General features: G+C 68.6%; 27 protein-coding genes. All 27 read left to right on the forward strand.

Going from position 1 to position 26,095, the window contains the following annotated elements:
• Positions 1–80 precede the first annotated feature (80 nt).
• Entirely contained in the window at positions 81–416 is a 336-nt protein-coding gene (locus ATL42_RS00305; RefSeq protein ID WP_245861886.1) for a flagellar FlbD family protein, read from the forward strand.
• On the forward strand, positions 416–1,189 hold the full coding sequence (locus ATL42_RS00310) for a motility protein A (protein WP_098453644.1): 774 nt from the start codon (positions 416–418) through the stop codon (positions 1,187–1,189). Before ATL42_RS00305 ends, ATL42_RS00310 begins: the two co-directional genes overlap by 1 nt.
• Positions 1,186–2,070 carry an OmpA/MotB family protein gene (locus ATL42_RS00315; RefSeq protein WP_098453645.1) on the forward strand — a complete coding sequence of 295 codons (885 nt, stop codon included), beginning with the start codon at positions 1,186–1,188 and terminating at the stop codon, positions 2,068–2,070. Before ATL42_RS00310 ends, ATL42_RS00315 begins: the two co-directional genes overlap by 4 nt.
• Positions 2,071–2,073: 3 nt before the next feature.
• Complete coding sequence (locus tag ATL42_RS16810; RefSeq protein WP_281254252.1) at positions 2,074–2,592, forward strand: flagellar basal body-associated FliL family protein; 519 nt, start codon at positions 2,074–2,076, stop codon at positions 2,590–2,592.
• Positions 2,593–2,714: 122 nt separating this feature from the next.
• On the forward strand, positions 2,715–3,650 hold the full coding sequence (locus ATL42_RS00325; protein ID WP_245861889.1) for a flagellar motor switch protein FliM: 936 nt from the start codon (positions 2,715–2,717) through the stop codon (positions 3,648–3,650).
• Positions 3,647–4,363, forward strand: a complete 717-nt coding sequence (fliN, locus tag ATL42_RS00330) for a flagellar motor switch protein FliN (protein ID WP_098453647.1) — start codon at positions 3,647–3,649, stop codon at positions 4,361–4,363. Before ATL42_RS00325 ends, fliN begins: the two co-directional genes overlap by 4 nt.
• Entirely contained in the window at positions 4,363–4,932 is a 570-nt protein-coding gene (locus ATL42_RS00335) for a flagellar biosynthetic protein FliO (RefSeq protein WP_098453648.1), read from the forward strand. The genes fliN and ATL42_RS00335 overlap by 1 nt, the downstream gene beginning before the upstream one ends.
• Positions 4,929–5,807: a flagellar type III secretion system pore protein FliP gene (gene fliP, locus ATL42_RS00340; RefSeq protein ID WP_245861890.1), complete on the forward strand. Its 879-nt coding sequence runs from the start codon at positions 4,929–4,931 to the stop codon at positions 5,805–5,807. The genes ATL42_RS00335 and fliP overlap by 4 nt, the downstream gene beginning before the upstream one ends.
• Before the next feature lie 7 nt (positions 5,808–5,814).
• Positions 5,815–6,087, forward strand: coding sequence for a flagellar biosynthesis protein FliQ (gene fliQ / locus ATL42_RS00345; protein WP_098453649.1), 273 nt, complete (start codon positions 5,815–5,817; stop codon positions 6,085–6,087).
• A 3-nt stretch (positions 6,088–6,090) separates the two neighbouring features.
• Positions 6,091–6,849, forward strand: a complete 759-nt coding sequence (locus ATL42_RS00350; RefSeq protein WP_098453650.1) for a flagellar biosynthetic protein FliR — start codon at positions 6,091–6,093, stop codon at positions 6,847–6,849.
• Entirely contained in the window at positions 6,846–7,979 is a 1,134-nt protein-coding gene (locus ATL42_RS00355; RefSeq protein ID WP_098453651.1) for an EscU/YscU/HrcU family type III secretion system export apparatus switch protein, read from the forward strand. Before ATL42_RS00350 ends, ATL42_RS00355 begins: the two co-directional genes overlap by 4 nt.
• A 40-nt stretch (positions 7,980–8,019) precedes the next feature.
• Positions 8,020–10,077, forward strand: a complete 2,058-nt coding sequence (locus ATL42_RS00360; protein ID WP_098453652.1) for a flagellar biosynthesis protein FlhA — start codon at positions 8,020–8,022, stop codon at positions 10,075–10,077.
• On the forward strand, positions 10,055–11,305 hold the full coding sequence (locus tag ATL42_RS00365; protein WP_098453653.1) for a hypothetical protein: 1,251 nt from the start codon (positions 10,055–10,057) through the stop codon (positions 11,303–11,305). Before ATL42_RS00360 ends, ATL42_RS00365 begins: the two co-directional genes overlap by 23 nt.
• 37 nt (positions 11,306–11,342) lie before the next feature.
• Entirely contained in the window at positions 11,343–11,627 is a 285-nt protein-coding gene (gene csrA, locus ATL42_RS00370) for a carbon storage regulator CsrA (protein ID WP_098453654.1), read from the forward strand.
• Positions 11,628–11,738: 111 nt separating this feature from the next.
• The gene (locus ATL42_RS00375; protein WP_098453655.1) at positions 11,739–14,111 is read left to right on the forward strand and encodes a chemotaxis protein CheW; all 2,373 of its coding nucleotides are present in this window, start codon (positions 11,739–11,741) and stop codon (positions 14,109–14,111) included.
• Positions 14,111–14,530 (forward strand): chemotaxis protein CheW, encoded by a 420-nt coding sequence (locus ATL42_RS00380; protein ID WP_098453656.1) that lies wholly within the window; start codon positions 14,111–14,113, stop codon positions 14,528–14,530. The genes ATL42_RS00375 and ATL42_RS00380 overlap by 1 nt, the downstream gene beginning before the upstream one ends.
• A 55-nt stretch (positions 14,531–14,585) precedes the next feature.
• A complete protein-coding gene (locus tag ATL42_RS00385) occupies positions 14,586–16,229 on the forward strand; it encodes a methyl-accepting chemotaxis protein (protein WP_098456214.1) in 1,644 nt (547 codons plus the stop codon).
• Between the two features lie 227 nt (positions 16,230–16,456).
• Complete coding sequence (locus ATL42_RS00390; protein WP_245861894.1) at positions 16,457–17,683, forward strand: methyl-accepting chemotaxis protein; 1,227 nt, start codon at positions 16,457–16,459, stop codon at positions 17,681–17,683.
• A gap of 8 nt (positions 17,684–17,691) precedes the next feature.
• A complete protein-coding gene (locus tag ATL42_RS00395; protein WP_098453658.1) occupies positions 17,692–19,437 on the forward strand; it encodes a methyl-accepting chemotaxis protein in 1,746 nt (581 codons plus the stop codon).
• 137 nt (positions 19,438–19,574) lie between these two features.
• Positions 19,575–20,702 carry a multiple monosaccharide ABC transporter substrate-binding protein gene (gene chvE, locus ATL42_RS00400; RefSeq protein WP_098453659.1) on the forward strand — a complete coding sequence of 376 codons (1,128 nt, stop codon included), beginning with the start codon at positions 19,575–19,577 and terminating at the stop codon, positions 20,700–20,702.
• Positions 20,699–22,312 carry a methyl-accepting chemotaxis protein gene (locus tag ATL42_RS00405; RefSeq protein ID WP_098453660.1) on the forward strand — a complete coding sequence of 538 codons (1,614 nt, stop codon included), beginning with the start codon at positions 20,699–20,701 and terminating at the stop codon, positions 22,310–22,312. The genes chvE and ATL42_RS00405 overlap by 4 nt, the downstream gene beginning before the upstream one ends.
• 29 nt (positions 22,313–22,341) lie before the next feature.
• Positions 22,342–23,460 carry a protein-glutamate methylesterase/protein-glutamine glutaminase gene (locus ATL42_RS00410; RefSeq protein ID WP_098453661.1) on the forward strand — a complete coding sequence of 373 codons (1,119 nt, stop codon included), beginning with the start codon at positions 22,342–22,344 and terminating at the stop codon, positions 23,458–23,460.
• Positions 23,457–24,281 carry a CheR family methyltransferase gene (locus ATL42_RS00415; RefSeq protein WP_098453662.1) on the forward strand — a complete coding sequence of 275 codons (825 nt, stop codon included), beginning with the start codon at positions 23,457–23,459 and terminating at the stop codon, positions 24,279–24,281. Before ATL42_RS00410 ends, ATL42_RS00415 begins: the two co-directional genes overlap by 4 nt.
• Positions 24,278–24,661 carry a response regulator gene (locus ATL42_RS00420; RefSeq protein WP_098453663.1) on the forward strand — a complete coding sequence of 128 codons (384 nt, stop codon included), beginning with the start codon at positions 24,278–24,280 and terminating at the stop codon, positions 24,659–24,661. Before ATL42_RS00415 ends, ATL42_RS00420 begins: the two co-directional genes overlap by 4 nt.
• The gene (locus ATL42_RS00425; protein WP_098453664.1) at positions 24,658–25,128 is read left to right on the forward strand and encodes a chemotaxis protein CheX; all 471 of its coding nucleotides are present in this window, start codon (positions 24,658–24,660) and stop codon (positions 25,126–25,128) included. The genes ATL42_RS00420 and ATL42_RS00425 overlap by 4 nt, the downstream gene beginning before the upstream one ends.
• A gap of 49 nt (positions 25,129–25,177) precedes the next feature.
• A complete protein-coding gene (locus tag ATL42_RS00430) occupies positions 25,178–25,537 on the forward strand; it encodes a response regulator (protein WP_098453665.1) in 360 nt (119 codons plus the stop codon).
• Entirely contained in the window at positions 25,534–26,019 is a 486-nt protein-coding gene (locus ATL42_RS00435) for a hypothetical protein (protein ID WP_098453666.1), read from the forward strand. Before ATL42_RS00430 ends, ATL42_RS00435 begins: the two co-directional genes overlap by 4 nt.
• Positions 26,020–26,095: the final 76 nt, after the last annotated feature.

Genomic DNA, 26,095 nt, shown 5'->3' on the forward strand with positions numbered 1-26,095 from the left:
CCCCTGTGGCCGAAGGGTCTTGAGAACGGCTCATGGATGGGCCTCAGCAGTGCTCCACGGATGGATTCCCAGTGATAGTCGTGACGCGCCTCAACGGCCCCCCTTTCGCGGTCAACCCCGACCTCGTGCAGCGCATCGACAGTGCGCCTGACACGATCCTCACGCTCGTCGACGGCACCAAGTACATCGTCGAAGAGCCGATGGTCGACGTCATCTCGTCGATCAACGAGCACCGTTCCCGGATGATCGCCCGCGCCCAGGAGATCCAGCGCGAAGACGCTGACCACAACCACCTGCGCAGCGCCCCGGCCTTGCGCGAGGACCACGACGAGGACTCTGACGACGACTCGGCCCCACCGCGGACCGATCGCGCAGAGCTCGCCCTCGTCAAGCGGATCACCAGGGAGGACTCCTAGTGGATCCGGCAACCATGATCGGGATCGGCGTAGCGCTGGGCTCGATCCTCACGATGATCCTCCTCGAGGGCGCGAGCCCGATGTCGATCCTGCTGCCCGCCCCGATGATCCTCGTGTTCGGAGCGACCTTCGCGGTGACCCTCGCCGGCGGCACGCTCAAGGACACCCTCGGCGCGCTCAAGGCGCTCCCCTCAGCCTTCGTCAGCAAGCCCAAGAACGCCGCCGCCTCGATCGACACGATCGTCGGGCTCGCGGACCGCGCTCGTCGAGAAGGTCTTCTCGCCCTCGAGGACGCGGCGCGCGACATCGACGACGAGTTCCTCAAGGGCGGCCTCCGGTCGGCGATCGACGGGACGGACCCTGAAGACCTGCGAGCCATCCTCGAAGACCGCATCCACTCCAAGCGCGTCTCGGACAAGCTCGCGTACAAGTTCTTCCACGACATGGGCGGGTACGCCCCGACGATCGGGATCGTCGGGACGGTCGTCTCCCTCGTCCACGTCCTCGAGAACCTCGCCAACCCGGACGAGCTCGGTCACCTCATCGCGGCCGCGTTCGTCGCGACGCTCTGGGGCATCCTCTCCGCCAACGTCATGTGGCTGCCGATCGGCAACCGGCTCCGGCGGCTCTCGGAGCTCGAGTGCAGCCAGATGGAGCTCGTCGTCGAGGGCCTGCTCTCTGTGCAGGCCGGAGCCAACCCGCGCCTCGTGGGCGAGCGTCTGCGCAGCCTCCTGCCGCTCAGCGAGCAGACCGCAGGCAAGGAAGCAGCATGAGCTCGGGCGGAGCCCGCAAGGGCAAGAAGGTGATCGAGGAGGAGCACGAGAACCACGAACGGTGGCTCGTCTCCTACGCCGACATGATGACCGTCCTCGTCGCGCTCTTCATCGTGCTCTACGCGATCAGCCAGGTGGACGAGGCCAAGTTCGACCAGCTCCGGACGTCGCTCGCTGCCGGGTTCGGGGCACCCCAGGTGTCCATCCTCTCGGACGGGAGCGGCCCGATGGCCGAGACGAGCACCGACGTGGTCATCCCGACCATCGAGGACATCATCCCGACGATCAGCGACAGCATCCAGGAGAGCGAGGTCTCCGCGGTCACCGGGTCTGCCGACGCCATCGACGCGGGCGACCTCGCGGTCGCACGGCTCGAGTACTCGAGCTTCGAGGACCTCGCCGCCCAGATCGAGGCCGCCCTCACCGCCAAGGGGCTCCAGGGAGTCCTGGAGTTCAAGATCGACGAGCGAGGCCTCGTCATCGGCATGGTGACGAACGAGGTCTTCTTCGCGGCAGAGAGCGCCGTGCTCACCCAGACGTCCCAGATCGTCATCGACACGATGTCTCCGTTCGTCGTCGGCCTGCCGAACGAGATCTCGATCGAGGGCCACGCCAACACGGAGCCCACCACGGTCTACTCCTCCAACTGGGAGCTGTCGTCCGACCGCGCGACCCAGGTGCTGCGGCGCATGGTCGAGGTCGGCGGCGTCCCCGGAAACCGGGTCGCGTCCGTCGGCTACGGCGAAGCACGCCCTCTCGTCCCCAACGACACACCCGAGGGCCTCGCGTCCAACCGGCGGGTCGACCTCGTCGTCCTCTCCGACAAGCCCGAGCGCATCCGTGCGCTGCTCCCGCTCGTCCCGACACTCCAGGAGGGCTGACACATGCCCATCGAACAGCGCGTCATGAACGCACCCACCCGTCCCGCCCCGGCACGCCCGAGCGGCATCAGCCCGAAGAAGGACGCCCCCGCGGCAGAGGTCGAGGAGATCAAGCCCAAGAAGAAGCTCAAGCTGATCGTCATCATCCTCGTGGCGGTCCTCGCCCTCGCTGGTGCCGGCTGGTACTTCTTCCTGCGCACCCCGTCCGAGCCCGCTGCCGAGCCAGAGCCCGAAGCCGGCGAGATGCTCACGGTCGAGGCCATGAGCATCAACCTCGACGACGGCCACTACCTGCGCCTCGGCCTCGGTCTCCAGCTGACGCTGGACGCCAGCGAGCACGGCACGATCGACGAGGCGGCCGCGAAAGACGCCGCCATCGCTCTCTTCTCCGGACGGACGGTCGCCGAGATCTCCGACCCCACGACACGCGACGCCCTCAAGGCCGAGCTCACCGAGACTCTCAAGGTTGCCTACCACGAGGAGGTCATGGAGGTCTTTCTGACTGACTACGTCACCCAGTGATCATTTCTGGGTGATCTGTGACCGGCACGGATGCCGGTGAGTCGAGGCGCCATGGAGGGCGCCACACGATGAGGACGCAACATTCCCTCATACCTGCTGCGACAGTGCCGATGGTGCTTTTCGTGACGGTTCAGGACACAGCGCGGAGCAGTGCGCGCAGACAACGCTCAGGCCAGCCAGAGGCCTACGACTTCCGACGCCCGATGACGCTCGCCCGCGAGCACGGACGAGTCTTCGAGATGGCCTTTGAGACCTTCGCCCGCCAGTGGGGCACCCAGCTCACCTCGCGGCTGCGCGTCATGGTGGGGGCGACCCTCGACGGCGTCGAGATGATCTCCTACGACGAGTACGTCCGCAGGCTCCCCACCCACACGACCATGGTCCTGTGCAGCGTCGAGCAGACGCGAGCGACCGCAGTGCTCCAGATCCCCAGCGACACGTCGCTCCTGTGGATCGACTACGTGCTCGGCGGCCCGGGCCTCGCCCGTGAAGAAGCCCCCCGCGAGCTCACCGAGATCGAGACGACCCTCATCACCGACATGCTCTCGAGCGCGCTCGCGGACCTGCGCTACGCCTTCGCTGCTGTCGTCCCGCTCGACGTGCGGGTGCGGTCCATCCAGTACAACCCCCAGTTCGTCCAGGCCGTCCCGGCCTCCGAAGCCGTGCTCGTCGCGACCTTCACCCTGCTCATGGGGGAGAACTCCACGACGACGACGCTCATGCTCCCGGCCGACGTGCTCCTCGCCCCGATGCGGGCCGGAGAGGGCGCGGACACCCGCAGCGCAGCCGAGCTCCAGAGCCACGCGACCGCCCGCGCGACCGTGCTCCGCACGGTCCAGACCGTGCCGGTCGACGTGTCGGTCCGGATGACCCCCTTGACGATCCACCCGCGCGACGTCATCCACCTCGCCGTCGGTGAGGTCATCCTGCTCAACCATCCTGTGTCCCGCCCGCTCGAGGTCGTCGTGGACGACCGCGTCATGGCGCGCGGAGTAGCGGGCAACAACGGACGTCAACTGGCCTGCAAGGTCGTACACGCTGAGGAGAACGAACGATGAACACCCCCGGAGCAGGAACCGACCAGTCACTGGCGCAGGACGCTGCTGACGCCCTCGCTCTCCTCATCCCGTCTGAGGTCCCGCTCGTCGCGGTCCCGCGCTCTGCGGGTACCGGGCCGGCCCCGGACCAGGAGACCGTCTCGGCCGCGTTCGTCGGCGGCCGCAGCGCGGAGCTCATCCTCGCGGCCGGATCAGCGATCGGCGAGGCCCTCGCGGGCGCCGGCGCGCTCGTCTCGGTCGCTGACGCCCTGCGCCCGGCGCTCGAGGCCGCAGCAGCGACTCTCGGCGAAGGCGTGCTCGGTGCTGCCGAGACCCGCGATGCCGGTACGGCGTTCGACGACGACGACGTCCTCCTCTTCGCCCTCGAGGGCGCCGGCGAGGTCCGCGGCTGGTTCGGTCTCCGCCTGCGCCCCGACCTCTCGAAGGCGTCTCCCGCCGCGACCGGACGCTCGGGGTCGTCACCGGACAACCTCCGCCTCCTCTACGACGTCGAGATGACGCTCACCGCCGAGATCGGCCGCGCCAAGCTGCCGGTCCGCCAGGTCCTCGACCTCGTCCCCGGGACGGTCATCGAGCTCGACCGCGTCGCAGGCAGCCCCGCCGACCTCATGGTCAACGGCCGCCTCATCGCCCGCGGCGAGGTCGTCGTCATCGACGAGGACTACGGACTGCGGATCACCGAGATCGTCGACCACTCGGAGGCAACCGCCTGATGGACACCGCCGTCCTCGTGCTCCGCACGGTGCTCTCGCTCACCGCTGTCCTCGGCCTCATCTGGTACGCGGGCCGCAAGCTCAACGACTCGGCCAACGGCCAGGGCGGTGACGGGTTCCTCGCCCGTCTCGTGGGCGGTGCGGGCGGTACCCGGCGCGCAGGACGGCGCGGCCAGCACCCGGCGGTCGTGGTCACGGTCGTGGCCCGTCAGGTGCTCGGCTCCAAGGCGAGCCTCGCCGTCGTCGACGTCGGCGACCAGCGCCTGGTCCTCGGTGTGACCGAGTCCGGGGTGAACGTTCTCAGCACCCAGGAGATCCCGCCGGCGGAGGAGACCGCAGACGACCTCGTTGCCGTGAAGGCCGAGGTCCGCGAAGAGATCTCGCTCACCAAGGTGGCCGCCACTGCGACCAACGTGACGTCGATCGTCACCCCGCTGACGACGCCGCACCAGCCGGCGCTCGCCGCCGTCCGGACGGCGTCTGCCGGACCGCTCGGCAGCTCGATCCTGTCCCCGACCACGTGGCGACAGACCCTCTCACTCATGCAAGGGCGCACGGTCCGACGATGACATCATCACTCCAGGCATCGCCCGTCATGGGACGGGGGGTGCGAGCGTTCCTCCTCGCGCTGACCGTCGCCCTGATGGCGTTCGCCGGGGTGCTCGCCACCTCCGGCGCCGCGTCGGCGGCCACAGCACCCGTGGCGGTGGAAGCCGTCAGCATCGTGCCCGCCGCTCCCGGCGACCCTGTCGATCCGGTCGCTCCGGTCGAAGGACCGGACGGTCTCGTCAGCGTGAACATCGACGGCGACGCGACCAAGCCGCTCAGCTCCGTCGTCGTCCTCCTCGGGATCACGCTGCTGTCCGTCGTCCCGTCGATCCTGCTCATGATGACGAGCTTCACGAAGATCTTCGTCGTCCTCGCCCTGACGCGGAACGCCCTCGGGCTCACCGGCGTGCCGCCCAACCAGATCCTCGCGGGCCTCGCGCTCTTCCTCAGCCTCTTCATCATGGGACCGATCCTCGGCGACGTGAACACCGCCGGCGTCCAGCCCTACATCGACGGCTCGCTCGACTTCACCGCAGCGGTCGACGCCGGCTCGGCGCCCTTGCGGGAGTTCATGATCGGTCAGACGCGCGAGGAAGACATCGCGCTCATCACCCGGGCCGCCGAGATGCCCAACCCGGAAGACGCTGCATCGGTGCCCATGCTCACCCTCATCCCGGCGTTCATGCTCTCCGAGCTCCGTGCGGCCTTCATCATCGGCTTCGTCATCTTCATCCCGTTCCTCATCATCGACCTCGTCGTCTCCTCGGCGCTGATGTCGATGGGAATGATGATGCTCCCGCCCGTGATGATCTCCCTGCCGTTCAAGATCTTGCTCTTCGTGCTCATCGATGGATGGGGGCTCATCATCACTGCCCTCGTCGGAAGCTACCAGTAGGCCCGCCATGGATACCTCAGCCGTCCTCGACATCGGGGTCCAAGGACTCATCATCGCCGCGAAGCTCTGCGCGCCGATCCTCATCACCGCGCTGGTCGTCGGCTTCGCCGTCTCCCTCCTGCAGTCCATCACCCAGATCCAGGAGGTGACCTTGAGCTTCGTGCCCAAGGCCATCGCGGTCTCGCTGGCGATCCTCGTCTGCGGCCACTGGATGATCGCCGAGATGGTCGCTTTCACGCACGAGCTGTTCGAGCGCATCCCCGGTCTCCTCGGGAGCTGAGCCATGACCATCAGCCTCGCTCTCGGGTCGCTCGAGTCGCTCATGCTCGTCGCGGTGCGGATCGTCGCGTTCCTCGTCATCGCGCCGCCCTTCGCGCACCGAGGCATCCCGGCGACGGTCAAGGTCATGCTCGCGATGGGGCTGGCGCTCGCGATCAACCCGCGGGTCGAGGCAGGCGCGGCGAGCAGCACGGCTGCGTACATGGGCGACCTGCTCTTGCAGGTGGTCATCGGTCTCGCGCTCGGGTTCCTCGTGTTCCTCGTGTTCGCGGCGGTCCAGTCCGCCGGCTCGTTCATCGACCTCACGGGCGGGTTCTCTCTGGCTCAGGGGTTCGACCCGATGAGCCAGGTGAACGGTGCCCAGTTCGCGCGGCTCTACCAGCTCACCGCGATCGTCCTGCTCTTCGTGTCTGACGGCTACCAGCTGGTCATCGGTGGCCTGGTCCGCACCTTCGACGCGCTGCCGATCGGCGAGTCGATCGACCTCTCGCTCGTCGCCGACGCCGCGACCACCGGTCTCACCGGCATGTTCCTCGCGACGATCCAGATCGCCGGCCCGCTCGTGGTCGTCCTCTTCCTCGCTGACGTCGGCCTCGGGCTCCTCACGCGTGTGGCGCCCGCGCTCAACGCGTTCGCGCTCGGCTTCCCGCTGAAGATCCTCCTCACGCTGTCGCTGTCCTCCCTGACGTTCCTCGCGCTCCCGCGCATCATCGAGGCGCTCACGGGAACCGCTGTCGAGACGATGCTGGGGGTGATCCCATGAGCGACGACTCCGGTGAGAAGACCGAGCAGGCGACACCGAAACGGATGAAGGAGGTCCGAAAGGACGGTTCCCTCCAGAAGTCGCAGGACGTGAGCGCGTGGGTCGGTATCGGCTCGGCCGTCGTGACGATGCCGCTGGTGCTCGAGCGGGCAGCCGGGGCCGCCGAGGAGCAGGTCGTGACGCTGCGCTCGGTCATCGCGAACCCTGACCCGCTCGAGGTCGTCGACCTCCTCGGCACCGCGATGGGCACCATCCTCACGTCGGTGCAGCCGATGCTCATCGCTGTGGTGCTGGCCGCGCTCATCGGCAACGCCGTCCAGGGCGGCGTCCACATCTCGACGAAGAAGCTCAAGCCGAAGTTCAGCCAGTTCAACCTCGTCAAGGGCGTCAAGAACACGTTCGGCACCCAGGCGCTCTGGCAGGGGGTCAAGGCCCTCGCCAAGACGCTCGTGGTCGGGTTCGTCCTGTATCTCGCGGTGCAGAACCTCACGCCGGTGCTGCTCACGGCCGGCGGGCTGTCCGTGGACGCGCTGCTCTCGGCAGCGACCGGCGGCATCGCGACGCTCTTGTGGTCCGCGGTCGTGGCCGGCATTGCGCTCGCGATCGCCGACGTGGTCGTGATCATGAAGCGCAACAAGAAGAAGACCCGCATGTCGAAGTTCGAGATCAAGCAGGAGAACAAGCAGCAGGAGGGCGACCCGCAGCTCAAGGGCGCCATCCGGTCGAAGCAGATCGCGATGAGCCGCAACCGCATGATCGCCGACGTGGCGTCCGCGGACGTGGTGCTCGTCAACCCGACGCACGTCGCGGTGGCTCTGCGGTACGAGGCAGGCAAGGGCGCACCGCGGGTCGTGGCCAAGGGGTCGGGCCACGTCGCGGCCCGGATCCGTGAGGTCGCCGCCGAGAAGCGGGTCCCCATGGTCGAGGACGTCCCGCTCGCCCGGGCGCTCCACGGAGCCTGCGAGATCGGCCAGGAGGTCCCTGCCGACCTGTTCACCGCCGTCGCCCAGGTGCTCGCGTTCGTCATGGCGCTCAAGCGCCGTGGGGGAGCGGGCGCCGGGATCCGCACGATGCCCGTGCCCACCATCGTTCCACCGTCAGCCACCAGCGCGAGGACAACTGCCGCATGAACGCCCCAGCCGTCACCCACCGCACGGAGGTCGAGGTCTCGTGAAGAACCGTGACATCGGAAAGATGGCCGTCCCCATCGGCATCGTCGGGGTGGTCCTGCTCCTCGTCATCCCGCTGCCCGCCTGGATGCTCGACTTCCTCATCGTCGTGAACATCGTGGGATCGCTCGTCATCCTGCTCACCACGATGTACGTCAAGCGACCGCTCGACTTCTCGGTCTTCCCGTCGCTCCTGCTCGTCGCGACGCTCTTCCGCCTCGGGCTCAACGTCGCGTCGACACGGCTCGTGCTGCGTGACGCCTATGCCGGTGACGTCATCGAGGCGTTCGGGCACTTCGTCGTGGGCGGGTCGCTCATCATCGGCCTCGTCATCTTCCTCATCCTCGTGGTGATCCAGTTCGTCGTCATCACCAACGGTGCCGGCCGTGTGGCAGAGGTCGGGGCGCGATTCACGCTCGACGCGATGCCCGGGAAGCAGATGGCGATCGACGCCGACCTCAACTCCGGGCTCATCACGGAGGACGCTGCGCGCCAGCGCCGTGCCGACGTCGCGGCCGAGGCCGACTTCTACGGTGCGATGGACGGTGGGTCCAAGTTCGTCAAGGGGGACGCGATCGCCGGGATCATCATCACGATCGTCAACATCCTCGGCGGGATCGCGATCGGTCTCGTGCAGCGCGGCATGGAGATCAGCGAGGCCATCAACACGTACAGCCTCCTGACGATCGGCGACGGGCTCGTCACGCAGATCCCGGCGCTCCTCCTGTCGGTCTCGACCGGCCTCATCGTCACCCGTGCGACGGCGGAGTCCGACCTCGGGACGTCGACGAGCAAGCAGCTCTCGCAGTCGAGGACGTCGCTCCTCATCGCCGGTGGCGCCGCGGTCTCGCTCGCTCTCCTGCCGGGGATGCCGAAGCTCCCGTTCATGGTCGTCGGTGCGCTCCTTCTCCTCGCCTCGCAGCGGATCAAGGCGACGGAGGCCCGCGAGGCCAAGGACGAGCTCCTCGAGCAGGCGGTCGCGGTCGCGGGCCCTGCGGCAGACACGCCCGAGCGGCTCATCGAGGAGATGCGGGTCTCGGCTCTCGAGATCTTGCTCGCACCGGACCTCGTCGACCTCGTCAGCTCAGGGTCGGACGACGACCTCTTGGCCCGTATCCGTGGGCTGCGTCGCAAGATCGCGCTCGATCTCGGCATCGTCGTGCCGCCGGTGCGCACGCGCGACTCCGTCGAGCTGCCCGCCTCGACGTACGTCCTGCGGATCTCCGGTGTCGAGGCCGCGCGGGGCGAGGTCCCGCCCGGGCGGGTGCTCGCGCTCGGCGACGACCTCGGGTCCCTGCCGGGGACCGAGGTGCACGAGCCCGTGTTCGGGCTCGCCGGCAAGTGGGTCCCGAGCGAGATGCGGTTCGCGGCCGAGATGACGGGCGCGACGGTCGTGGACCGGGTCTCTGTGCTCATCACGCACCTGAGCAGCGTCATCGGTGCGAACGCCGACCGGCTCCTCAGCCGTGAGGACGTGCGGGTCCTCACGGACGGCGTCAAGCAGGTCAACCCGTCGGTCGTCGACGAGCTCGTCCCCGGGCTCTTGTCGCTCGGCGAGGTCCAGCGGATCCTGCAGCGGCTGCTGGCCGAGCACGTGCCGATCCGCGACCTCGGCCGCATCTACGAGGCGCTCAGCCTGCGCGCGAAGGTCAGCAGCGACCCTGAGGGGCTCGTCGAGGCGGCACGTCTCACGCTCGCGCCGGCGCTCACCGCGCAGCACAGCCGTGACGGGCTGCTGCGCGTCATGACGCTCGACCCGGTGCTGGAGCAGGCGCTCCTCGAGGGCCTGCGTCCGGGCGACCAGGGGAGCCAGATCCTTCTCGACCCCGCGCGGCTCGACGCCATGATCCGGTCCTACGTCACTGGTCGGACCGCGGCCGAGAACCAGGGGCACGTCGTCGTCCTCGTGTGCGCACCTGCCCTGCGCCCGGCGCTGCACTCGCTCATCGTGCTCCACCACGGCGAGGCGGCTGTCCTCTCGTACTCTGAGGTGACCGGGTCCGGGTTGAAGATCGAAGCCGTGGGGGTGGTCCGCGATGCCGAAGCGATTGCTGCTTGAGGGGAACGACCTCGAGACCTTGCTCTTGCGGGTGCGTGCGGAGATGGGCCCGCAGGCGAAGGTCGTCAAGGCTGAGCGTGTGCGCACCGGGGGCGTCGGAGGTTTCTTCGCGAAGGAGCGCTTCGAGCTCACGGTCGAGATGCCCGACCCGGTGGTCGAGCTGAGCGTGCTGGACACCGATCCGCCGGTCGTGCGGAGCCAGCCGCTCGTGACGCCGGCGAGCCGCGGCCCGGTCGCCCCTCCCGGGCTCTCCGGCATCGATGCGCTCCTCGACGCGGCGGACTCCGGCGACGGTCCGGTCCTCGAGGAAGACATCCCGGTCTCGACCGAGCGCGACACGTTCGCGAACGTCCTCGACTCTGTTCGTCAGCTCGCCTACGAGACGTCCGCCGGGGCGCCGCTGCGCGACCCTGACCGTGCGCGGGCGACGGCGCCGCCGACGTCGGGCGCCGGATCGACGCCCGACACAGCCGCGCGGGCACCGGAAGCCACGGCGCCCGTCCCGACGCCGGTCGCCGAGGTGCTCGGCAAGACCGTGCGCCCGGCCGAGTTCGTGGCGGTCCGCACGACGGGCGCGACGTTCGGCGAGCTCGTCGACCTCGGCGTCCCGCGGGGCGTCCTCGAGCAGCTGCCGCCGGGCCAGGGGCGGTACACCCTGTCTCAGGTGCTCTCTCTCGTGCCGAAGGCGCCGACCCTGCTCCGCGAGCCGGCGTCTGTCGTCATCGTCGCCGGGGTGGGGGAGCCGGTCATCGACACCGCGTCCACGATCGCCCGGCGCCTCGGGCTGACCGACTCCCAGATCAGCCTCGCGGGACGGTTCACCCCGCGCTCTGGGTACGGCCCATGGGTGCTCACGGGGATGTCGGCGCGCCGGCTGAGGGCAGCGACGGTCGAGACGGAGAACACGCTGGTCGTCGCGCTGGGGGTCGGCGTCGACGCCTCGGACTGGTCGGTGGCGGCGGGCCTCGTCGACGCCTTCGACCCGGACCAGGTGTGGGCGGTCGTCGAGGCCGACCGCAGCGTCCGGGACGCACGTCGCTGGATGGGCGCGCTGGGGGAGCACCGTCCGCTCGACGCGATCGCGGCGTGCAACGTCACGTCGACGACCGCTCCGGCTGCCGTGCTCGAGCTCGGTGTGCCCGTCGGGATGATCGACGCGGTCCCTGCGTCGGCCGTCGTGTGGGCGGCGGCGCTGAGCGAGCACCTCGCCGACCCGCAGTGGGACTGATCCCGGTCTGCGGGGCTCGCTGGGGTAGTCTCGGTCCATGCTGGTCCTGAGTCGTCGCGTCGGAGAGAAGCTCCTTATCGGCGACGACATCGTCATCACGATCATCGACACCCGGGGTGACGGTGTCCGCATCGGTATCGAGGCGCCACGCTCGACGCGGGTCAACCGCGCCGAGGTCGTCGAGGCCGTCACAGCGAGCAACCTGGCGGCGATCGCTGCTGGTGAGGGTGCGGAAGACGTCCTGCGCCAGCTTGTGCGTCCCGCGAGCGGCACGACGCCCGCTCCCACGGCCTCCACGGAGCCGGACGAGACCGTCTCCTGACGCTGTTTTCATCCGCGGTGCCCGCGATGAAGTCTCATACATCTGAGTTCTCGACCGATCTGCTGTCTTGACGGATAGATCCATCCGTCATGAGGCGGAGGGAGCGAGTCGGTGGATGACATTGACGACATCGTTCAAGAATTCTTGGTCGAGAGCTACGAGAACCTCGACCAGCTCGACCAAGACCTCGTCGCCCTGGAGAGTGCGCCGTCGTCCCGTGAGCTGCTCTCGAGCGTGTTCCGGACGATCCACACGATCAAGGGAACGAGCGGATTCCTCGCCTTCAGCGACCTCGAGCGTGTAGCGCACGTCGGGGAGTCGCTCCTCGTCCAGCTGCGCGACGGTCAGCGGCAGATGGACCAGCACACCACCGACGTGCTCCTGCGCATGGTCGACACGATCCGCGAGATCCTCGGACGCATCGAGTCGACCGGCGCTGAGGGCGGTGTTGAGGTCGACGACGTCGTCGCGGCCATCCAGCGCACGCTCGACGGCGAGACCGCACCTGCTGCGCCCGCCGCCCCGAGCGAGGCTGTCGAGCCGGCCGCGACCGCGACGGCCGCTGAGCCTGAGCCTGAGCCTGAGCCCGCGCCTGCACCGGCGCCGGAGCTCGCGCCTGAACCTGCCGCGCACGCGGCACCCACCGGTGGCATCCGTACCGCCACCGCCCCCCAGCCGGCATCGGCGTCCTCTATCACCCCCCCTGTGGGGACGCCGGTGTCTTCTTCGTCGACCAAGGACGTCCCGCCGACCAAGGACGTCTCGTCGAGCAAGGAAGCACCCACCGGTCGGTCGTCCGGCGAGTCGTCGATCCGCGTGGACATCGGGCTCCTCGACGAGCTCATGCGCCAGGTCGGCGAGCTCGTGCTCGTGCGCAACCAGATCTCCCAGCTCGCGGGCTTCGACTCCGACGCTGACCTGACCCGCTCGTCCCAGCGGCTCTCCCTCATCGCTTCCGAGCTGCAGGAGGGGGTCATGAAGACCCGCATGCAGCCGATCGACCACATCTGGTCGAAGATGCCGCGGATCGTGCGTGACCTCGCGGCCGCGTGCGGTGTCGAGGTCCGCCTCGACATGATCGGTGGGGACACCGAGCTCGACCGCAGCCTGCTCGAGTCGGTGAAGGACCCCCTCACGCACCTCGTGCGCAACGCGATCGACCACGGCATCGAGACCCCCGCCGTGCGAGCCGCGACCGGCAAGTCCTCCACCGGAGTCCTGACCTTGCGGGCCTACCACGCAGGTGGTCAGGTCATGGTCGAGGTTCGTGACGACGGCGCGGGGATCGATCCCGCACGCGTCGCGGCGAAGGCTCTCGAACGTGGTCTCAAGACTGCTGAGCAGCTCGACGCGATGACGAGCAACGAGATCCTCAACCTCGTCTTCCTTCCCGGCTTCTCCACCGCCGCCGTCGTGACGAACGTGTCCGGCCGAGGCGTCGGCATGGACGTCGTCCGGAGCAACATCGAGTCCATCGGTGGCTCGGTCGAGGTTGACAGCGACGTCGGTCGTGGCACCACGTGGCGCCTGCGCATCCCGCTGACGCTCGCGATCATGCCTGCGCTCACGGTCCGCAACGGCGCTGAGATCTATGCGATCCCGCAGGTCAGCCTGCAAGAGCTCGTCGCTCTCGACAAGCAGAAGACGCGCGACGCGATCGAGCACATCGGTGCTGCCGAGGTCTACCGGCTGCGTGGCGCGCTCCTGCCGCTGGTGCGGCTGAGCGACGTGCTCGGTCAGCCTCAGGGCGACGCGGACTCGGCGGTCATCGCTGTGCTCCAGGCGGACAACCAGAGGTTCGGCCTCATCGTCGACCGCGTCCTCAACAACGAGGAGATCGTGGTCAAGCCGTTGGCTACCCAGCTCAAGGCGATCGGCATCTACGCCGGGGCGACGCTCATGGGCGAGGGGCAGGTCGCACTCATCCTCGACATCCAGGCGATCGCTCGCCGCACGCTCTCTGGTGACATCCCGGACCCGGACCAGCGTGGGGCCGATGCCTCGGCCTCGGCTGCGCACGACGTCCAGGAGCTGCTCGTGGTCACCGCGGGCGCGGGGCGTCGTGTGGCGATCCCGCTCGCGGCCGTCACCCGGCTCGAGCAGGTCCCTGCCGACCGGATGGAGCTCGTCGGCGGGCACGAGGTCATCCAGTACCGGAACGCGATCGTCCCGGTCATGCGCCTGGCGCGTGCGCTCGGCTCGTTCGACGGCGAGCACGAGGACCTCTCGCTCGTCGTGTTCACGCGAGGCGACCGCACCATCGCGATGGTGGTCGAGGAGATCATCGAGATCGTCAACGACGACGGCGTGGAGCGTTCGGCGGTCGACGACATCGGCCTTCTCGGGTCCATCGTGCTGTCGGGCAGAGTCACTGAGCTCCTCGACGTCCCTGCGGCGCTCGCTCAGGCCGACCCCTTGTTCTACACGGACGAGATCGACGACGTGTCGTCGCTCACCAAGACCTCAGAGATGGCGGGCGTCTGATGTCGACCCAATATGTGACGTTCCGCATCGGCGACGCCCTCTACGGCGTCGAGGTGATGCGGGTCTCGGAGACTCTCGGCCACCATGCGCGCACCCCCGTGCCGCTCGCGCCGGTCGGCATCGCCGGCCTCGTCAACCTGCGTGGCCAGGTCGTCATGACCGTGGACCTGCGACCGCGGCTCGGGCTCGAGGCGCTCGCGCCGGAGAACGAGTCGATGATGGTCGTCGTCGAGGTCGAGGACGGCTCGATCAGCCTGCTCGTCGACGAGGTCGGCGAGGTTCTCAACCTCGAGGACGACCAGTTCGAGACGCCTCCGGACACTCTCCCGGCGCACGTCCGTGACCTCATCACCGGTGCGTTCAAGCTGGACACAGGCCTTCTTCTCACTCTCGACGTGGATGCCGCGCTGGCGGCCTGAGCCCGAGCACCAGCGCGCGTTCGCCACCTATCTCTCTCTTTCAGAAGGACCACTCATGCCCACGTCCCCCGTACCGGGTCCCGCCTCGGCGCTCGCGACCGCCTCCTCGGAGCCCGACGTCACCGTCCGTTTCGGTATCCGCGCCCGCATCCTTGCGCTCGTCGGCGTGTTCGTCATCGTGCTCGTGGTCGTCAGCTCGCTGAGCATCAGCTCGATGCGCAGCAGCAGCGACGACGCGAACTCGATCGCTTCCCTGAACTCCGCGATCGGTGCCCCCTTGAACCTGCTCCACCAGGACCAGATCAAGGCCCGGATGATCATCGCGGAGATCGGTGTCGCGCCGGACGAAGAATCAGAGAACATGTGGCTCGACACGCAGACGGCGAACGACGCGGAGATGGCTGCGAGCATCGAGCAGCTGCAGGCCGCGGTGCCCGACGGGGGCAGCCCGGCGCTCACGAGCTTCTACCCAGCGTTCCAGGAGTGGCTCACGGCCCGTGACGAGACCATCCTCCCGGTCGCGCTGGGCGAGGACCCGGTGGAGTACGTCGAGGTCTACACCGAGGTCTCGAAGCCGCTCGTCGACGCATACCTCGTCTTCCTCGACGAGGCGCACGTCGAGCTGGACGTCTACGCCCAGGGCATCGCCGACGAGTCGGCTGACGCCTCGTCACGTGCGACGACGATCGTCGTGGTCAGCGGCATCCTCGGTGTCGTGGTAGCGCTGGCGGGCGGGATGTACGTCGCCGGCGGGATCCGCCGCTCGGTCGGTGCGGTCCAGCGCTCGCTCAAGGCGCTCGCCTCCGGAGACCTCACCGTCCCGGCCGAGGTCACCTCGCGGGACGAGACCGGTGTCATGGCGAGCGACCTCAACCACGCTCTCGAGAAGCTGCGCGAGGCCCTCTCCGGGGTTGTCGGGTCTGCCGGGCTGGTCACCGACTCGAGCCACGAGATGAGCGCCGGTGCCGCACAGATGCTCCAGGGCGCAGAGGAGTCCAGCGCACAGATCGGTGTGGTCGCAGCGGCGGCCGAGCAGGTCTCCCGCAACGTGCAGACCGTGGCCGCAGGGGCCGAGGAGATGGGCGCGTCGATCCGAGAGATCGCCCAGAATGCGAACGACGCGGCCCGGGTCGCACAGTCAGCGACAGCGGTCGCCCGCACCACGAACGAGACGGTCGCCAAGCTCGGTACCTCCTCGCAGGAGATCGGCAACGTCGTCAAGGTCATCACGGGGATCGCTGCCCAGACGAACCTGCTGGCGCTCAACGCGACCATCGAGGCTGCTCGTGCCGGTGAGGCGGGCAAGGGGTTCGCCGTCGTCGCCAGCGAGGTCAAAGACCTCGCTCAGGAGACGGCTCGCGCGACGGAGGACATCGCCCGCCGGGTCGAGGCCATCCAGCTCGACACCGTCTCGGCGGTCGCGGCGATCGGGGAGATCTCAGAGATCATCGCGAGCATCAACGACTACCAGCTGACGATCGCGTCCGCTGTCGAGGAGCAGACGGCCACGACGCAGGAGATGTCGCGGTCCGTGACCGAGGCCGCGACCGGCTCGGGCGAGATCGCGGCGAACATCTCCGGCGTCGCTCAGACCGCCGAGTCGTCCAACGGCGTCATCAGCGAGATGGGCCACCGCGTCAGCGGGCTGGACGGCATTGCGCTCCAGCTCCGTGAACGGATCGCAGCGTTCGTCTTCTGACGCTGGGCGACGCCCCCTCCTCGATCGACGAGGAGGGGGCGTCGCTGTGTCGTGGTGACGTGGTGACGTGGGCGAATCTCACCCGGTTCGGCGCGAACGTCCTGCTCACGACGCTTTACACAGAGGGCTGTCCTGCCGATAACACGGTCAGGAATCCGGTTTCCACAGCCGGAGACGGACGGACGCACCGACGCGTCTGACCGAGCAGCAGCATGAAAGGACAGCCCATGTCTTCCCCTGTCGGCGTCGCCCCAGAGATCCGCTACGGCCTGCGGGCCCGCATCGCGACGTTCGTCGCTGTGTTCATCGTGGTCGCCACCACTCTCGCGGCCGTCGCGATCCGAGCCGCGAACCTTCTCGGTGACCAGGCGGAAGCCCTCGCAGCGACCGACCCCGAGATGGCGGCAGCAGGCTCGTCCTCGTCGTCGTCGCTCATGTGGACGGCCGTGGTCGTCGTAGTCGTCGGTGTGCTCGGCGCGGTGCTCGTCGGGGCGCGGCTCGCGCAGCGCATCCGCCGCGGGATCCTCGCCGTGTGCGCGGCTGCCGACGGGCTCGCCGCAGGAGACCTCACGGTCGAGGTCGTCGTCCGGACGAACGACGAGCTCGGTGCGCTGGCACGATCTCTCAACCAGGCCCAGTCCTCCTTGCGGGAGACGATGACCGGCGTCGTCGGCGCCGCTCAGGCGGTCGCCGACGCAGCAGCAGGCCTGTCCGCCGGTGCATCGACCATGAGCGTGGGCTCGGCGGAGTCGACGGGGCAGATGAGCACCGTGGCCTCCGCCGTCGAGCAGGTCACCCGGAACGTCGAGACGGTCGCAGCAGGCGCCGAAGAGATGAGCGCATCGATCCGGGAGATCGCCCAGAACGCGAACGAGGCAGCGAAGGTCGCGCAGTCCGCGACGGCCGTCGCGCTCACGACGAACGAGACGGTCGCCCGTCTCGGTACCTCCTCGCAGGAGATCGGGAACGTCGTCAAGGTCATCACGAGCATCGCCGAGCAGACGAACCTGCTCGCGCTCAACGCGACCATCGAGGCCGCCCGCGCGGGCGAAGCAGGGAAGGGCTTCGCTGTCGTCGCGAGCGAGGTCAAGGACCTCGCTCAGGAGACTGCTCGAGCGACCGAGGACATCGCGCGCCGCGTGGCCGCGATCCAGGTCGACACCGGTTCGGCGGTCGAGGCGATCGGGGAGATCTCCACGATCATCGCGAGCATCAACGACTACCAGATGACCATCGCGTCCGCGGTCGAGGAGCAGACAGCCACGACGAACGAGATGGGACGCTCCGCCGCCGAGGCCGCGACAGGCTCTGGCGAGATCGCGGGCAACATCGTGTACGCCTCGCAGTCTGTCGGTCGGTCAGGTGAGGCGATCATCGACATGAACGAGAGCATCATCCAGCTCTCGGAGATCGCCGCCGATCTCCGCAGCCGCGTCTCGACGTTCACCTTCTGAGGCCCGGGATGCCTGCTCTGCGGACACCACCGGTGCTGGTCCGCGGCCTCGCCGGATCGATCACGACAGCCCGCTCGCGGGTCGCCGCCACGTGGGCGAGCTCAGGCGGACGCCTGCGGGCTCGCGCCACCTCCACCGCACCGACCGGCCAGCCTGCCCGCCAGCCGGGCGGGCTCCGGGCGCGCTGGACCGACAGATCGATCGTCACGAAGATCATGGTCGCCGTCGGTGTCATGGCCGTGGCCGCGGTGCTGGCCGGGGGAGTGGGCGCGGCGTCCCTCGCCACGGTCGACCGCCAGTCCGACGAGCTCTACGTGTCGCACGTCGTGCCGATGCAGTACCTGTCGGACGTCCAGGCGATGTTCCAGGCCGACCGTGCGCGGACGCTGCAGTACGGGCTCGTGAACGAGTTCACGCGCGCGGAGCTCGAGGCCCAGCTCGAGCAGAGCCTCGGCGAGCTCCAGGCGCTCATCGTCAAGTACACCCCGTACGCGATCAGGTCCAACGACATGGAGACGCTCGCGTACGGCATAGACAACTACCACGACATGGCGGCCTCGGGCCTCTTCCCGCTCGTCGACAGCGAGAGCGAACGAGCCTTCGGGCTCTACGTCGACGGCACGATGGAGCCGTTGAGCTCGATCGTCGTCGACCCGTTGCAGCGAGAGACCCTCGCGCAGTCCGACGCGGTCGCCGAGCTCTCGGCGCAGATCCACACCACAGCGACGCGATCGACCATCCTCATCGTCGTTGCCACCGCGCTCGGTGCGCTCTCGGCGCTCGGGCTCGCCCTCGTCGTGGCGCTCTCGGTGAAGTCGCGTCTCGGATCGGTGCAGACCGCGCTCGCCGCGGTCGGCGAGGGCGACCTCACGGTCGCGTCGGGGATCACCGGGCACGACGAGATCGGCGACCTGGCCGGGTCGTTGGCTCTCACGCAGGAGAACCTGCGGACCTTGGTCGCGAAGGTCGCCGCCGCGTCGCACAGCGTCCGGGGTGCGGTGAACGACCTCTCCGACGCGAACGCGACCGTGGCGACAGGCTCGGAGGCGACGAGCACGCAGGCGGTCGTCGTCGCGTCTGCGGCGGAGGAGGTGAGCCGGAGCATCCAGACCGTCGCTGCGGGCGCTGAGGAGATGGCGGCCTCGATCCAGGAGATCGCGGTGAATGCGCAGGCTGCTGCCGAGGTCGCCCGCAGCGCGACGTCCGTCGCCGACTCGGCCCATGAGTCGGTCGGCCGGCTCGGGGTCTCGAGCGAGGGGATCGACGCCGTGGTCCGGTCGATCGTCAAGATCGCCGCGCAGACGAACCTTCTGGCGCTCAACGCGACGATCGAGGCGGCACGGGCAGGGGAGGCCGGCAAGGGCTTCGCTGTCGTCGCGAGCGAGGTCAAAGACCTTGCGGCGTCGACGGCGCGCGCGACTCAGGAGATCGTCGAGCGGGTCGGCGCGATCCGTCTCGACACGGCGTCGGCGGCTGGTGCGATCACCGAGATCGCGACGATCGTCGCGACGATCGACGACTACCAGATGACCATCGCGTCGGCGGTCGAGGAGCAGACGGCCACGACGCAGGAGATGACGCGGTCGGTCAACGAGGCGGCGACGGGTTCCGGCGAGATCGCTGCGAACATCACGGGGGTCGCCTCCGCCGCGTCGGAGTCGAGCGAGACCGTGACGCGGATGGGATCGACGGTCGAGCTCCTGCTGCGAACCTCGGGCGAGCTGGACGACCAGGTCACCCAGTTCACCTACTGACAGGGCTGACCGGTGCTCGCCGGCTGCGTCGACAGTTCACCTCCCGCCGGTACGGCGAGCGCCTCACACCCTGTGAGCCGTGGCCGATAGGAGGATCGGCCACGGCGCACGCGCGTGACCTGGACAGGAAGCAGGACATGAAAAGCATCTCGGGCAGGGCACGTTCCCGTGCGGTGGTGGCGCTGACGGCAGTCGTCGCGTCGATCACGCTCGCGGCGTGCAGCGCAGGCGACGTCACGGCAGGAAACGACGACCAGCTGGTCGGCGTCGCCATGCCGACGACCACCTCTGCCCGATGGGTCGCTGACGGGAAGAACGTCGAGGCTCAGCTCGAGGCGCTCGGGTACACGGTCGACCTCGAGTATGCAGAGGACGACGTACCGACCCAGGTCGCGCAGATCCAGAAGATGATCGACGACGGCGCGGACCTCCTCATCGTCGGCTCGATCGACGGCACGGCCCTCACGGCGCAGCTCGCCGCGGCGGCCGCTGCTGACATCCCTGTCATCGCCTACGACCGTCTCATCCGCGACAGCGCGGACGTCGACTACTACGCGACGTTCGACAACCATCGTGTGGGCGTCCAGCAGGCCACCATGCTCCTCGAGGGGCTCGGTGTCGTCGACGACGCCGGCGCGCCGACAGGTGCGACGGGCCCGTTCGTCGTCGAGCTCTTCGCGGGCTCTCCGGACGACAACAACGCGACCGTCTTCTACGACGCGGCGATGGACACCCTCCAGCCGTACATCGATCGCGGGGTCCTCCAGGTCCCGTCGGGCGAGACCGACTTCGAGACCGTGGCCACCCTCCAGTGGAACGGCGACACGGCGGCCGAGCGCATGAACAGGCTCCTCGCCGACACCTATGCGGGCACCGACCTCGTCATCGACGGTGTCCTTGCCCCGAACGACGGCATCGCGATCGCCCTCCTCGCCGCGCTCGCGGCCGACGGGTACGGGACAGACGCCGAGCCGCTCCCGGTCACCACGGGCCAGGACGCCGAGATCCCGTCGGTGAAGTCGATCATCGCGGGCGAGCAGTACGCCACGATCTACAAGGACACCCGCCAGCTCGCCGAGGTCGCGGTCTCCATGGGCGACGCGCTCCTCAAGGGCGAGGAGCCCGAGGTCAACGACGTGACGTCGTACGACAACGGCGTCCAGGTCGTCCCGACCTACCTCCTTGCTCCGGTCGTCGTCGACGCGTCGAACTACGAGGCGCTGCTCGTCGGCGGCGGCTACTACACGGAGGACGAGCTCAGATGACCGCCACGTTCTCGACAGACCTGCGCACGCACTGGTTCTGGGACCGCCCCGTCTGGGCGAAGATCGCGACGTCGCTCGTGGTCATGGCGGTCGTCTTCGGAGCGGTCGGCGGGCTCGGTGCCGTCGCCCTCGCCCGGGCAGGCACGCACCTCGACGAGGTGAACACGCTCACGGGCGAGCTCCAGGGCGACCTCGGCGACCTCCGCGCGGCGCAGGCCACCAGCCACCTCCTCGTCCGCCGGGCGGCCGGCGCGACGGACGACGCGATGCGCGAGCAGATCCTCACGTCCTCGGCGTGGAACGACCGGACGGTCGAGCAGCTCATCACCGAGGTGGAGGGTTACGAGCAGTCGAACACCCAGCAGTGGAGCGACTTCGTCGATCGCTGGGAGGCATGGACCACCTACCGCGACGCGACGGTGCTCCCGCTCGCGACCGCGGGCGACGTCGCCGGTGTCGAGAACGCTCTCGCCGCTGACGTCGCCGGCGACCCGGACAGCGCAGGGCGGGCGCTCCTGCTCGCTCAGGGGCAGATCGACTTCCAGGTCGGTGCCGTGCTCGCTGGGGCTCAGGACGAGGTGCGGCGCACGATCATCGCGCTCGTCGTCGGGTTCGTCGTCGGCGCAGGCATCGCGGTCACCGTCGCTGTCCTCGTGACGCGCCGGATCACGACGTCGATCAACGACGTCAAGGTCGCGCTCGAGACGATGGCGACCGGGGACCTCACGCACACGGTCGAGATCCGCAGCCGCGACGAGCTCGGTCAGATGTCGGCGTCGTTCGACGAGGCGCAGGTGAACCTGCGCGCCGTGATCACGGGGGTCATCGACACTGCCGCCACCGTTGCTGCTGCTGCGGAGGAGCTCGCCACCGCGAACTCCGAGGTCGCTGCCGGGACGGAAGAGACGAGCGCCCAGGCGGGCGTCGTCGCAGCGGCTGCAGACGAGGTCAACCAGAACGTGCAGACTGTGGCCGCGGGCGCCGAGCAGATGGGTGCCTCGATCCGCGAGATCGCGACCAACGCGAACGAGGCCGCGAGGATCGCCAGCCGGGCGGTCGAGCACTCCACCGAGACTGCCACGACCGTCGGCCAGCTGGGCGAGACGTCCCAGGCGATCGGCACGGTCGTCAAGGTCATCACGAGCATCGCGGCTCAGACGAACCTCCTCGCGCTCAACGCGACGATCGAGGCGGCCCGCGCCGGCGAGGCAGGCAAGGGCTTCGCGGTCGTCGCCGGCGAGGTCAAGGAGCTCGCGTCCGAGTCGGGCCGTGCGGCCGAGGACATCGCCCGCCGGATCGAGGAGGTGCAGAGCCAGACGGCGTCTGCCGTCTCTGCGATCAGCGAGATCACCGCGATCATCTCGAGCATCAGCGACTTCCAGCTCACCATCGCGTCGGCGGTCGAGGAACAGACCGCCACGACCAACGAGATGAGCCGGGGCGTCTCCGAGGCTGCGCTCGGTGTCGGCGAGATCGCCGCGAACATCGGCGGTGTGGCATCAGCCGCTGCCGTCTCCTCCGAGATCGTCACGCAGATGGGCGATTCGGTCTCCGAGCTCGCCAAGATGTCTGCCGACCTCCGTGTGCGCGTCGCGCAGTTCACGATCTAGGGGCTCGACGACATGAACAGGACCAGCAGATGACCATCCGTGTAGTAGTGGTGGACGACTCGGTGGTGATCCGCCGGCTCGTCGTGCAGGCGCTCGAGAGCGACCCTGACGTCGAGGTCGTCGCGACGGCGGCCAACGGGCGCCTCGCGCTCGCGAAGATCGAGCAGCACGCGCCGGACGCTGTGACGATGGACATCGAGATGCCCGAGCTCAACGGCGTCGAGTCGGTGCGCGAGCTGCGCAAGCGCGGGCACACGATGCCGATCATCATGTTCTCCACGCTCACCGAGCGTGGTGCGACGGCGACGTTCGACGCTCTCGACGCGGGGGCGTCCGACTACGTGGCCAAGCCGTCCAACGTCGGGAGCATCAGCGAGTCGCTCAAGGCGGTCGCCGACCAGCTCATCCCCAAGATCCGTGCTCTCGTGCCGAGGCCCCTGACCAGCTCGCCGACGGCACGCTCCGCAGGCACCGTTCCCGGAGGCGTCCGTCCGAGCGTCGCGGCGCAGCGGCACACGGTGATGCTGCGGGCGACCCCCCGCAACCACCCGGTCCGTGCGGTCGTCCTCGGCAGCTCGACCGGCGGGCCCGAGGCGCTCTCGCGCGTCGTCGAGCGCCTCACGGAACCTTTGCCCGTGCCGCTCCTCGTCGTCCAGCACATGCCGGCGATCTTCACGCGCCAGCTGGCGCACCGGCTCGACCGCCTGGGGCCGTCCCAGGTGTTCGAGGCCGTCCACGGCCAGGTCCTCGAGCCCGGGTGCGTGTACATCGCCCCGGGCGACACGCACCTGGAGCTCGAGGGCACGGCTGGCCGGTATCGGGCGAAGATCACGCACGGCGCCCCGGTGAACTTCTGCCGGCCGTCGGTCGACGTCCTCTTCCGGTCGGCGCTCACGGTCGTGGGCCCCGATCTCCTGGCAGTCATCCTCACGGGCATGGGTGCCGACGGCAAGGTCGGTGCGGGCGCGGTGGCCGACGCCGGTGGGACGGTCGTCGTCCAGGACGAGGAGACGTCTGTCGTGTGGGGCATGCCTGGCGCGACAGCGATGGCCGGGTACGCGCACAGGGTGCTGCCGATCAGCGAGATCGGCCACACCATCGCAGGGATCGTCCGAGCGAGCCAAGGTGCACAGGAGGTGTCACGGTGAGTCTGACTGCAGAGAGCTTTACGTTCGTCGCGGACCTGGTCCGCAAGAAGAGCGCCATCCACTTGCCTCCGGGCAAGGAATACCTTGTCGAGAGCCGGCTCATGCCGCTCGCTCGGCGAGCAGGGCTGTCGGTCGACGACTATGTCCGACGACAGCGCACATCGGCCAGCCTCACGGAGGCGGAGCTCATCGTCGAGGCGCTCACCACGAACGAGACCAGCTGGTTCCGGGACGCGCTCCCGTTCGTCACGCTCGCGGGGCATGTTCTGCCCGAGGTCATGGCCAACAAGCCGGTGACCGCTCCGTTGAAGATCTGGTCCGCCGCGTGCTCGACGGGGCAGGAGCCGTACTCGATCGCGATGGCGCTCCTCGACGCGCTGTCCGGACCGTCGCCGCGCATCGAGATCACGGCGACCGACCTCTCGGGCGAGGTCCTCGCCAAGGCAGAACGAGGCGCGTACTCGCAGCTCGAGGTCAACCGCGGGCTCCCCGCCAAGTACCTCGTCAAGCACTTCACCAAGGCGGGCACCGAGTGGCAGATCAGCAAGGAGCTGCGCTCGCTCGTCCGCTTCTCCAAGCACAACCTGCTCGGCGCACCACCTGTGGGGCCGTTCGACATCGTCTTCCTGCGCAACGTCCTCATCTACTTCGACGTCGAGGTGAAGCGGGACATCCTGCGGCGCCTGCGGACGTCTATGCGGCCCGGTGGCTTCCTCGTCCTGGGGGCGGCAGAGACGACAGTCGGCATCGACGACCTGTGGCAGAGGGTCCAGGTCGGGCGGAGCTCCATCTATCAGAACACGACAAGGAGCAGGACATGAAGGCGCTCGTCATCGACGACTCACGCACGATGCGACGCATCGTGTCTACGGTCCTCAGAGACCTCGGATACGAGACGACAGAGGCCGGAGACGGCCAGGAAGCGCTGGACGCGCTCGAGGCCGGCGGGGTGTTCGATCTTGCGTGCATCGACTGGAACATGCCCGTCATGGACGGGCTGACCTTCGTCACGAAGGTTCGAGAGAACAAAGACTGGCGGTCCCTCACTCTGATGATGGTGACCACCGAGAGCGAGCACGGCCAGATCGTTCGAGCACTCGCGGCGGGGGCCCACGAGTACCTCATCAAACCATTCACCCCGGACGCGCTCCGGGACAAGCTGGAGCTGCTCGGGCTGCTCCCGGTAGAGGAGACAGTGTGATCGCCGGAACGTTGACCGTGGACAGGGATCAGATCCTGGCCATCTCCCAAGACGTCTTCGCGGCCATGATCGACGGAGGCGAGACGATCGTCTTCGAGCGCTTCGGAGCCGTCCCTGAGCCCGCCGACCCGATCGTCGCGTGGGTCGACATGACGATCGGTGGCCTCGGCATCGGTGCGCGCGCGGTCGTGCGCACCGGGCGCCCCGTCGCGGACGAGCTCACGCGTGCCCTCCTCGTCATGAACCCCGACGAGGTCGTGACCCCCGAAGACCTCGCCGACGCGTTCGGCGAGATCGCCAACGTCGTGGGGGGCAACGTCAAGTCGCTCCTCGCGGCGCACGCCGTCCTGAGCCTGCCCGCCGTCGCGAGCGAGGCCCCGGCCATGGCCGAGCACCAGTTCTTGCAGGAGATTCCTCTCGACTGGCGCGGTCACGTCCTTGTCATGTCACTGTGGTCATTGAGCTGACCGACGAAACGCACCACCAGCACACGTTCGACCAAGGGGAGGGAAACCTATGTACGTCCTGATCGCTGACGACAGCCGCGTGATGCGGCAGATCGTGATCCGCACGCTCCGGCAGGCGGGCTACGACTGGAAGATCATCGAGGCCGCAGACGGCCAAGAGGTCTACGACCTGGCTCTCGCGGAGGAGCCAGATCTCATCTTGTCTGACTGGAACATGCCGAACGCCACGGGTATCGAGGCGCTCAACGCGCTCCGCCAGGCCGGCTGCATGATCCCGTTCGGCTTCGTGACCTCGGAAGGGTCACCAGAGATGCGCGACCAGGCTGACGAGGCGGGTGCGCTGTTCCTCATCGCGAAGCCCTTCACGGCTGAGTCGTTCCGTGACGTCATCGACCCGGTGCTCGTATGAGTGCCACGCCGCTGCCGAGCGCCCTGGAGGTCCGTGAGGTCCTCCAGGGTCTGCTCGGGCGAGATGTCGAGACGCTCACGGGTGGCGCGATGGTCGATCCGGGTGCACCGGGCGGCGCGCTCGTCGCGGAGTACATCTCGGACCAGATGCAGCTTGCTGCGCTCATCGTCATGGACCTGCCGATGGCGGCCCGGGCTGGGGCCGCGATCGCGCTCATGCCGTCGACGGCGTCGGAGGCCGACGTCGAGGCGGGGGAGATGTCGGACGTGCTTCTGGAGAACGCCGGCGAGATCCTCAACGTCCTCGCGTCGTTGTTCAACGCGGAGGGCGCGCCGCACCTGCGGCTCAATGCTGTGCACGCGCCGGGGGCGACGATCCCGGCTGACGTCGCTCCGTGGGTGATGGCGTACGTGGCTCGGCTCGACCTGGAGTGCGACGTCTCGGGCTACGGCCCGGGCGGGTTGTCCCTGCTCGTCATCTGACGTCTGCACGGCTCGAGCGGGTGAAAAAGAGGCCCTGGGGCAACCTGCGTCGTTGATCGCTGTGGTGCGCGCCTCT

Source organism: Sanguibacter antarcticus (assembly GCF_002564005.1).
GTDB lineage: Bacteria > Actinomycetota > Actinomycetes > Actinomycetales > Cellulomonadaceae > Sanguibacter > Sanguibacter antarcticus.

Coding starts and splice junctions, on each gene's coding strand:
- ATL42_RS00315 (WP_098453645.1), top strand. CDS start 1,186: ATGAGCTCGGGCGGAGCCCGCAAGGGCAAGAAGGTGATCGAGGAGGAG.
- ATL42_RS16810 (WP_281254252.1), top strand. CDS start 2,074: ATGCCCATCGAACAGCGCGTCATGAACGCACCCACCCGTCCCGCCCCG.
- fliN (WP_098453647.1), top strand. CDS start 3,647: ATGAACACCCCCGGAGCAGGAACCGACCAGTCACTGGCGCAGGACGCT.
- ATL42_RS00335 (WP_098453648.1), top strand. CDS start 4,363: ATGGACACCGCCGTCCTCGTGCTCCGCACGGTGCTCTCGCTCACCGCT.
- fliP (WP_245861890.1), top strand. CDS start 4,929: ATGACATCATCACTCCAGGCATCGCCCGTCATGGGACGGGGGGTGCGA.
- fliQ (WP_098453649.1), top strand. CDS start 5,815: ATGGATACCTCAGCCGTCCTCGACATCGGGGTCCAAGGACTCATCATC.
- ATL42_RS00350 (WP_098453650.1), top strand. CDS start 6,091: ATGACCATCAGCCTCGCTCTCGGGTCGCTCGAGTCGCTCATGCTCGTC.
- ATL42_RS00355 (WP_098453651.1), top strand. CDS start 6,846: ATGAGCGACGACTCCGGTGAGAAGACCGAGCAGGCGACACCGAAACGG.
- ATL42_RS00365 (WP_098453653.1), top strand. CDS start 10,055: ATGCCGAAGCGATTGCTGCTTGAGGGGAACGACCTCGAGACCTTGCTC.
- csrA (WP_098453654.1), top strand. CDS start 11,343: ATGCTGGTCCTGAGTCGTCGCGTCGGAGAGAAGCTCCTTATCGGCGAC.
- ATL42_RS00380 (WP_098453656.1), top strand. CDS start 14,111: ATGTCGACCCAATATGTGACGTTCCGCATCGGCGACGCCCTCTACGGC.
- ATL42_RS00385 (WP_098456214.1), top strand. CDS start 14,586: ATGCCCACGTCCCCCGTACCGGGTCCCGCCTCGGCGCTCGCGACCGCC.
- ATL42_RS00390 (WP_245861894.1), top strand. CDS start 16,457: ATGTCTTCCCCTGTCGGCGTCGCCCCAGAGATCCGCTACGGCCTGCGG.
- ATL42_RS00395 (WP_098453658.1), top strand. CDS start 17,692: ATGCCTGCTCTGCGGACACCACCGGTGCTGGTCCGCGGCCTCGCCGGA.
- chvE (WP_098453659.1), top strand. CDS start 19,575: ATGAAAAGCATCTCGGGCAGGGCACGTTCCCGTGCGGTGGTGGCGCTG.
- ATL42_RS00405 (WP_098453660.1), top strand. CDS start 20,699: ATGACCGCCACGTTCTCGACAGACCTGCGCACGCACTGGTTCTGGGAC.
- ATL42_RS00410 (WP_098453661.1), top strand. CDS start 22,342: ATGACCATCCGTGTAGTAGTGGTGGACGACTCGGTGGTGATCCGCCGG.
- ATL42_RS00420 (WP_098453663.1), top strand. CDS start 24,278: ATGAAGGCGCTCGTCATCGACGACTCACGCACGATGCGACGCATCGTG.
- ATL42_RS00430 (WP_098453665.1), top strand. CDS start 25,178: ATGTACGTCCTGATCGCTGACGACAGCCGCGTGATGCGGCAGATCGTG.
- ATL42_RS00435 (WP_098453666.1), top strand. CDS start 25,534: ATGAGTGCCACGCCGCTGCCGAGCGCCCTGGAGGTCCGTGAGGTCCTC.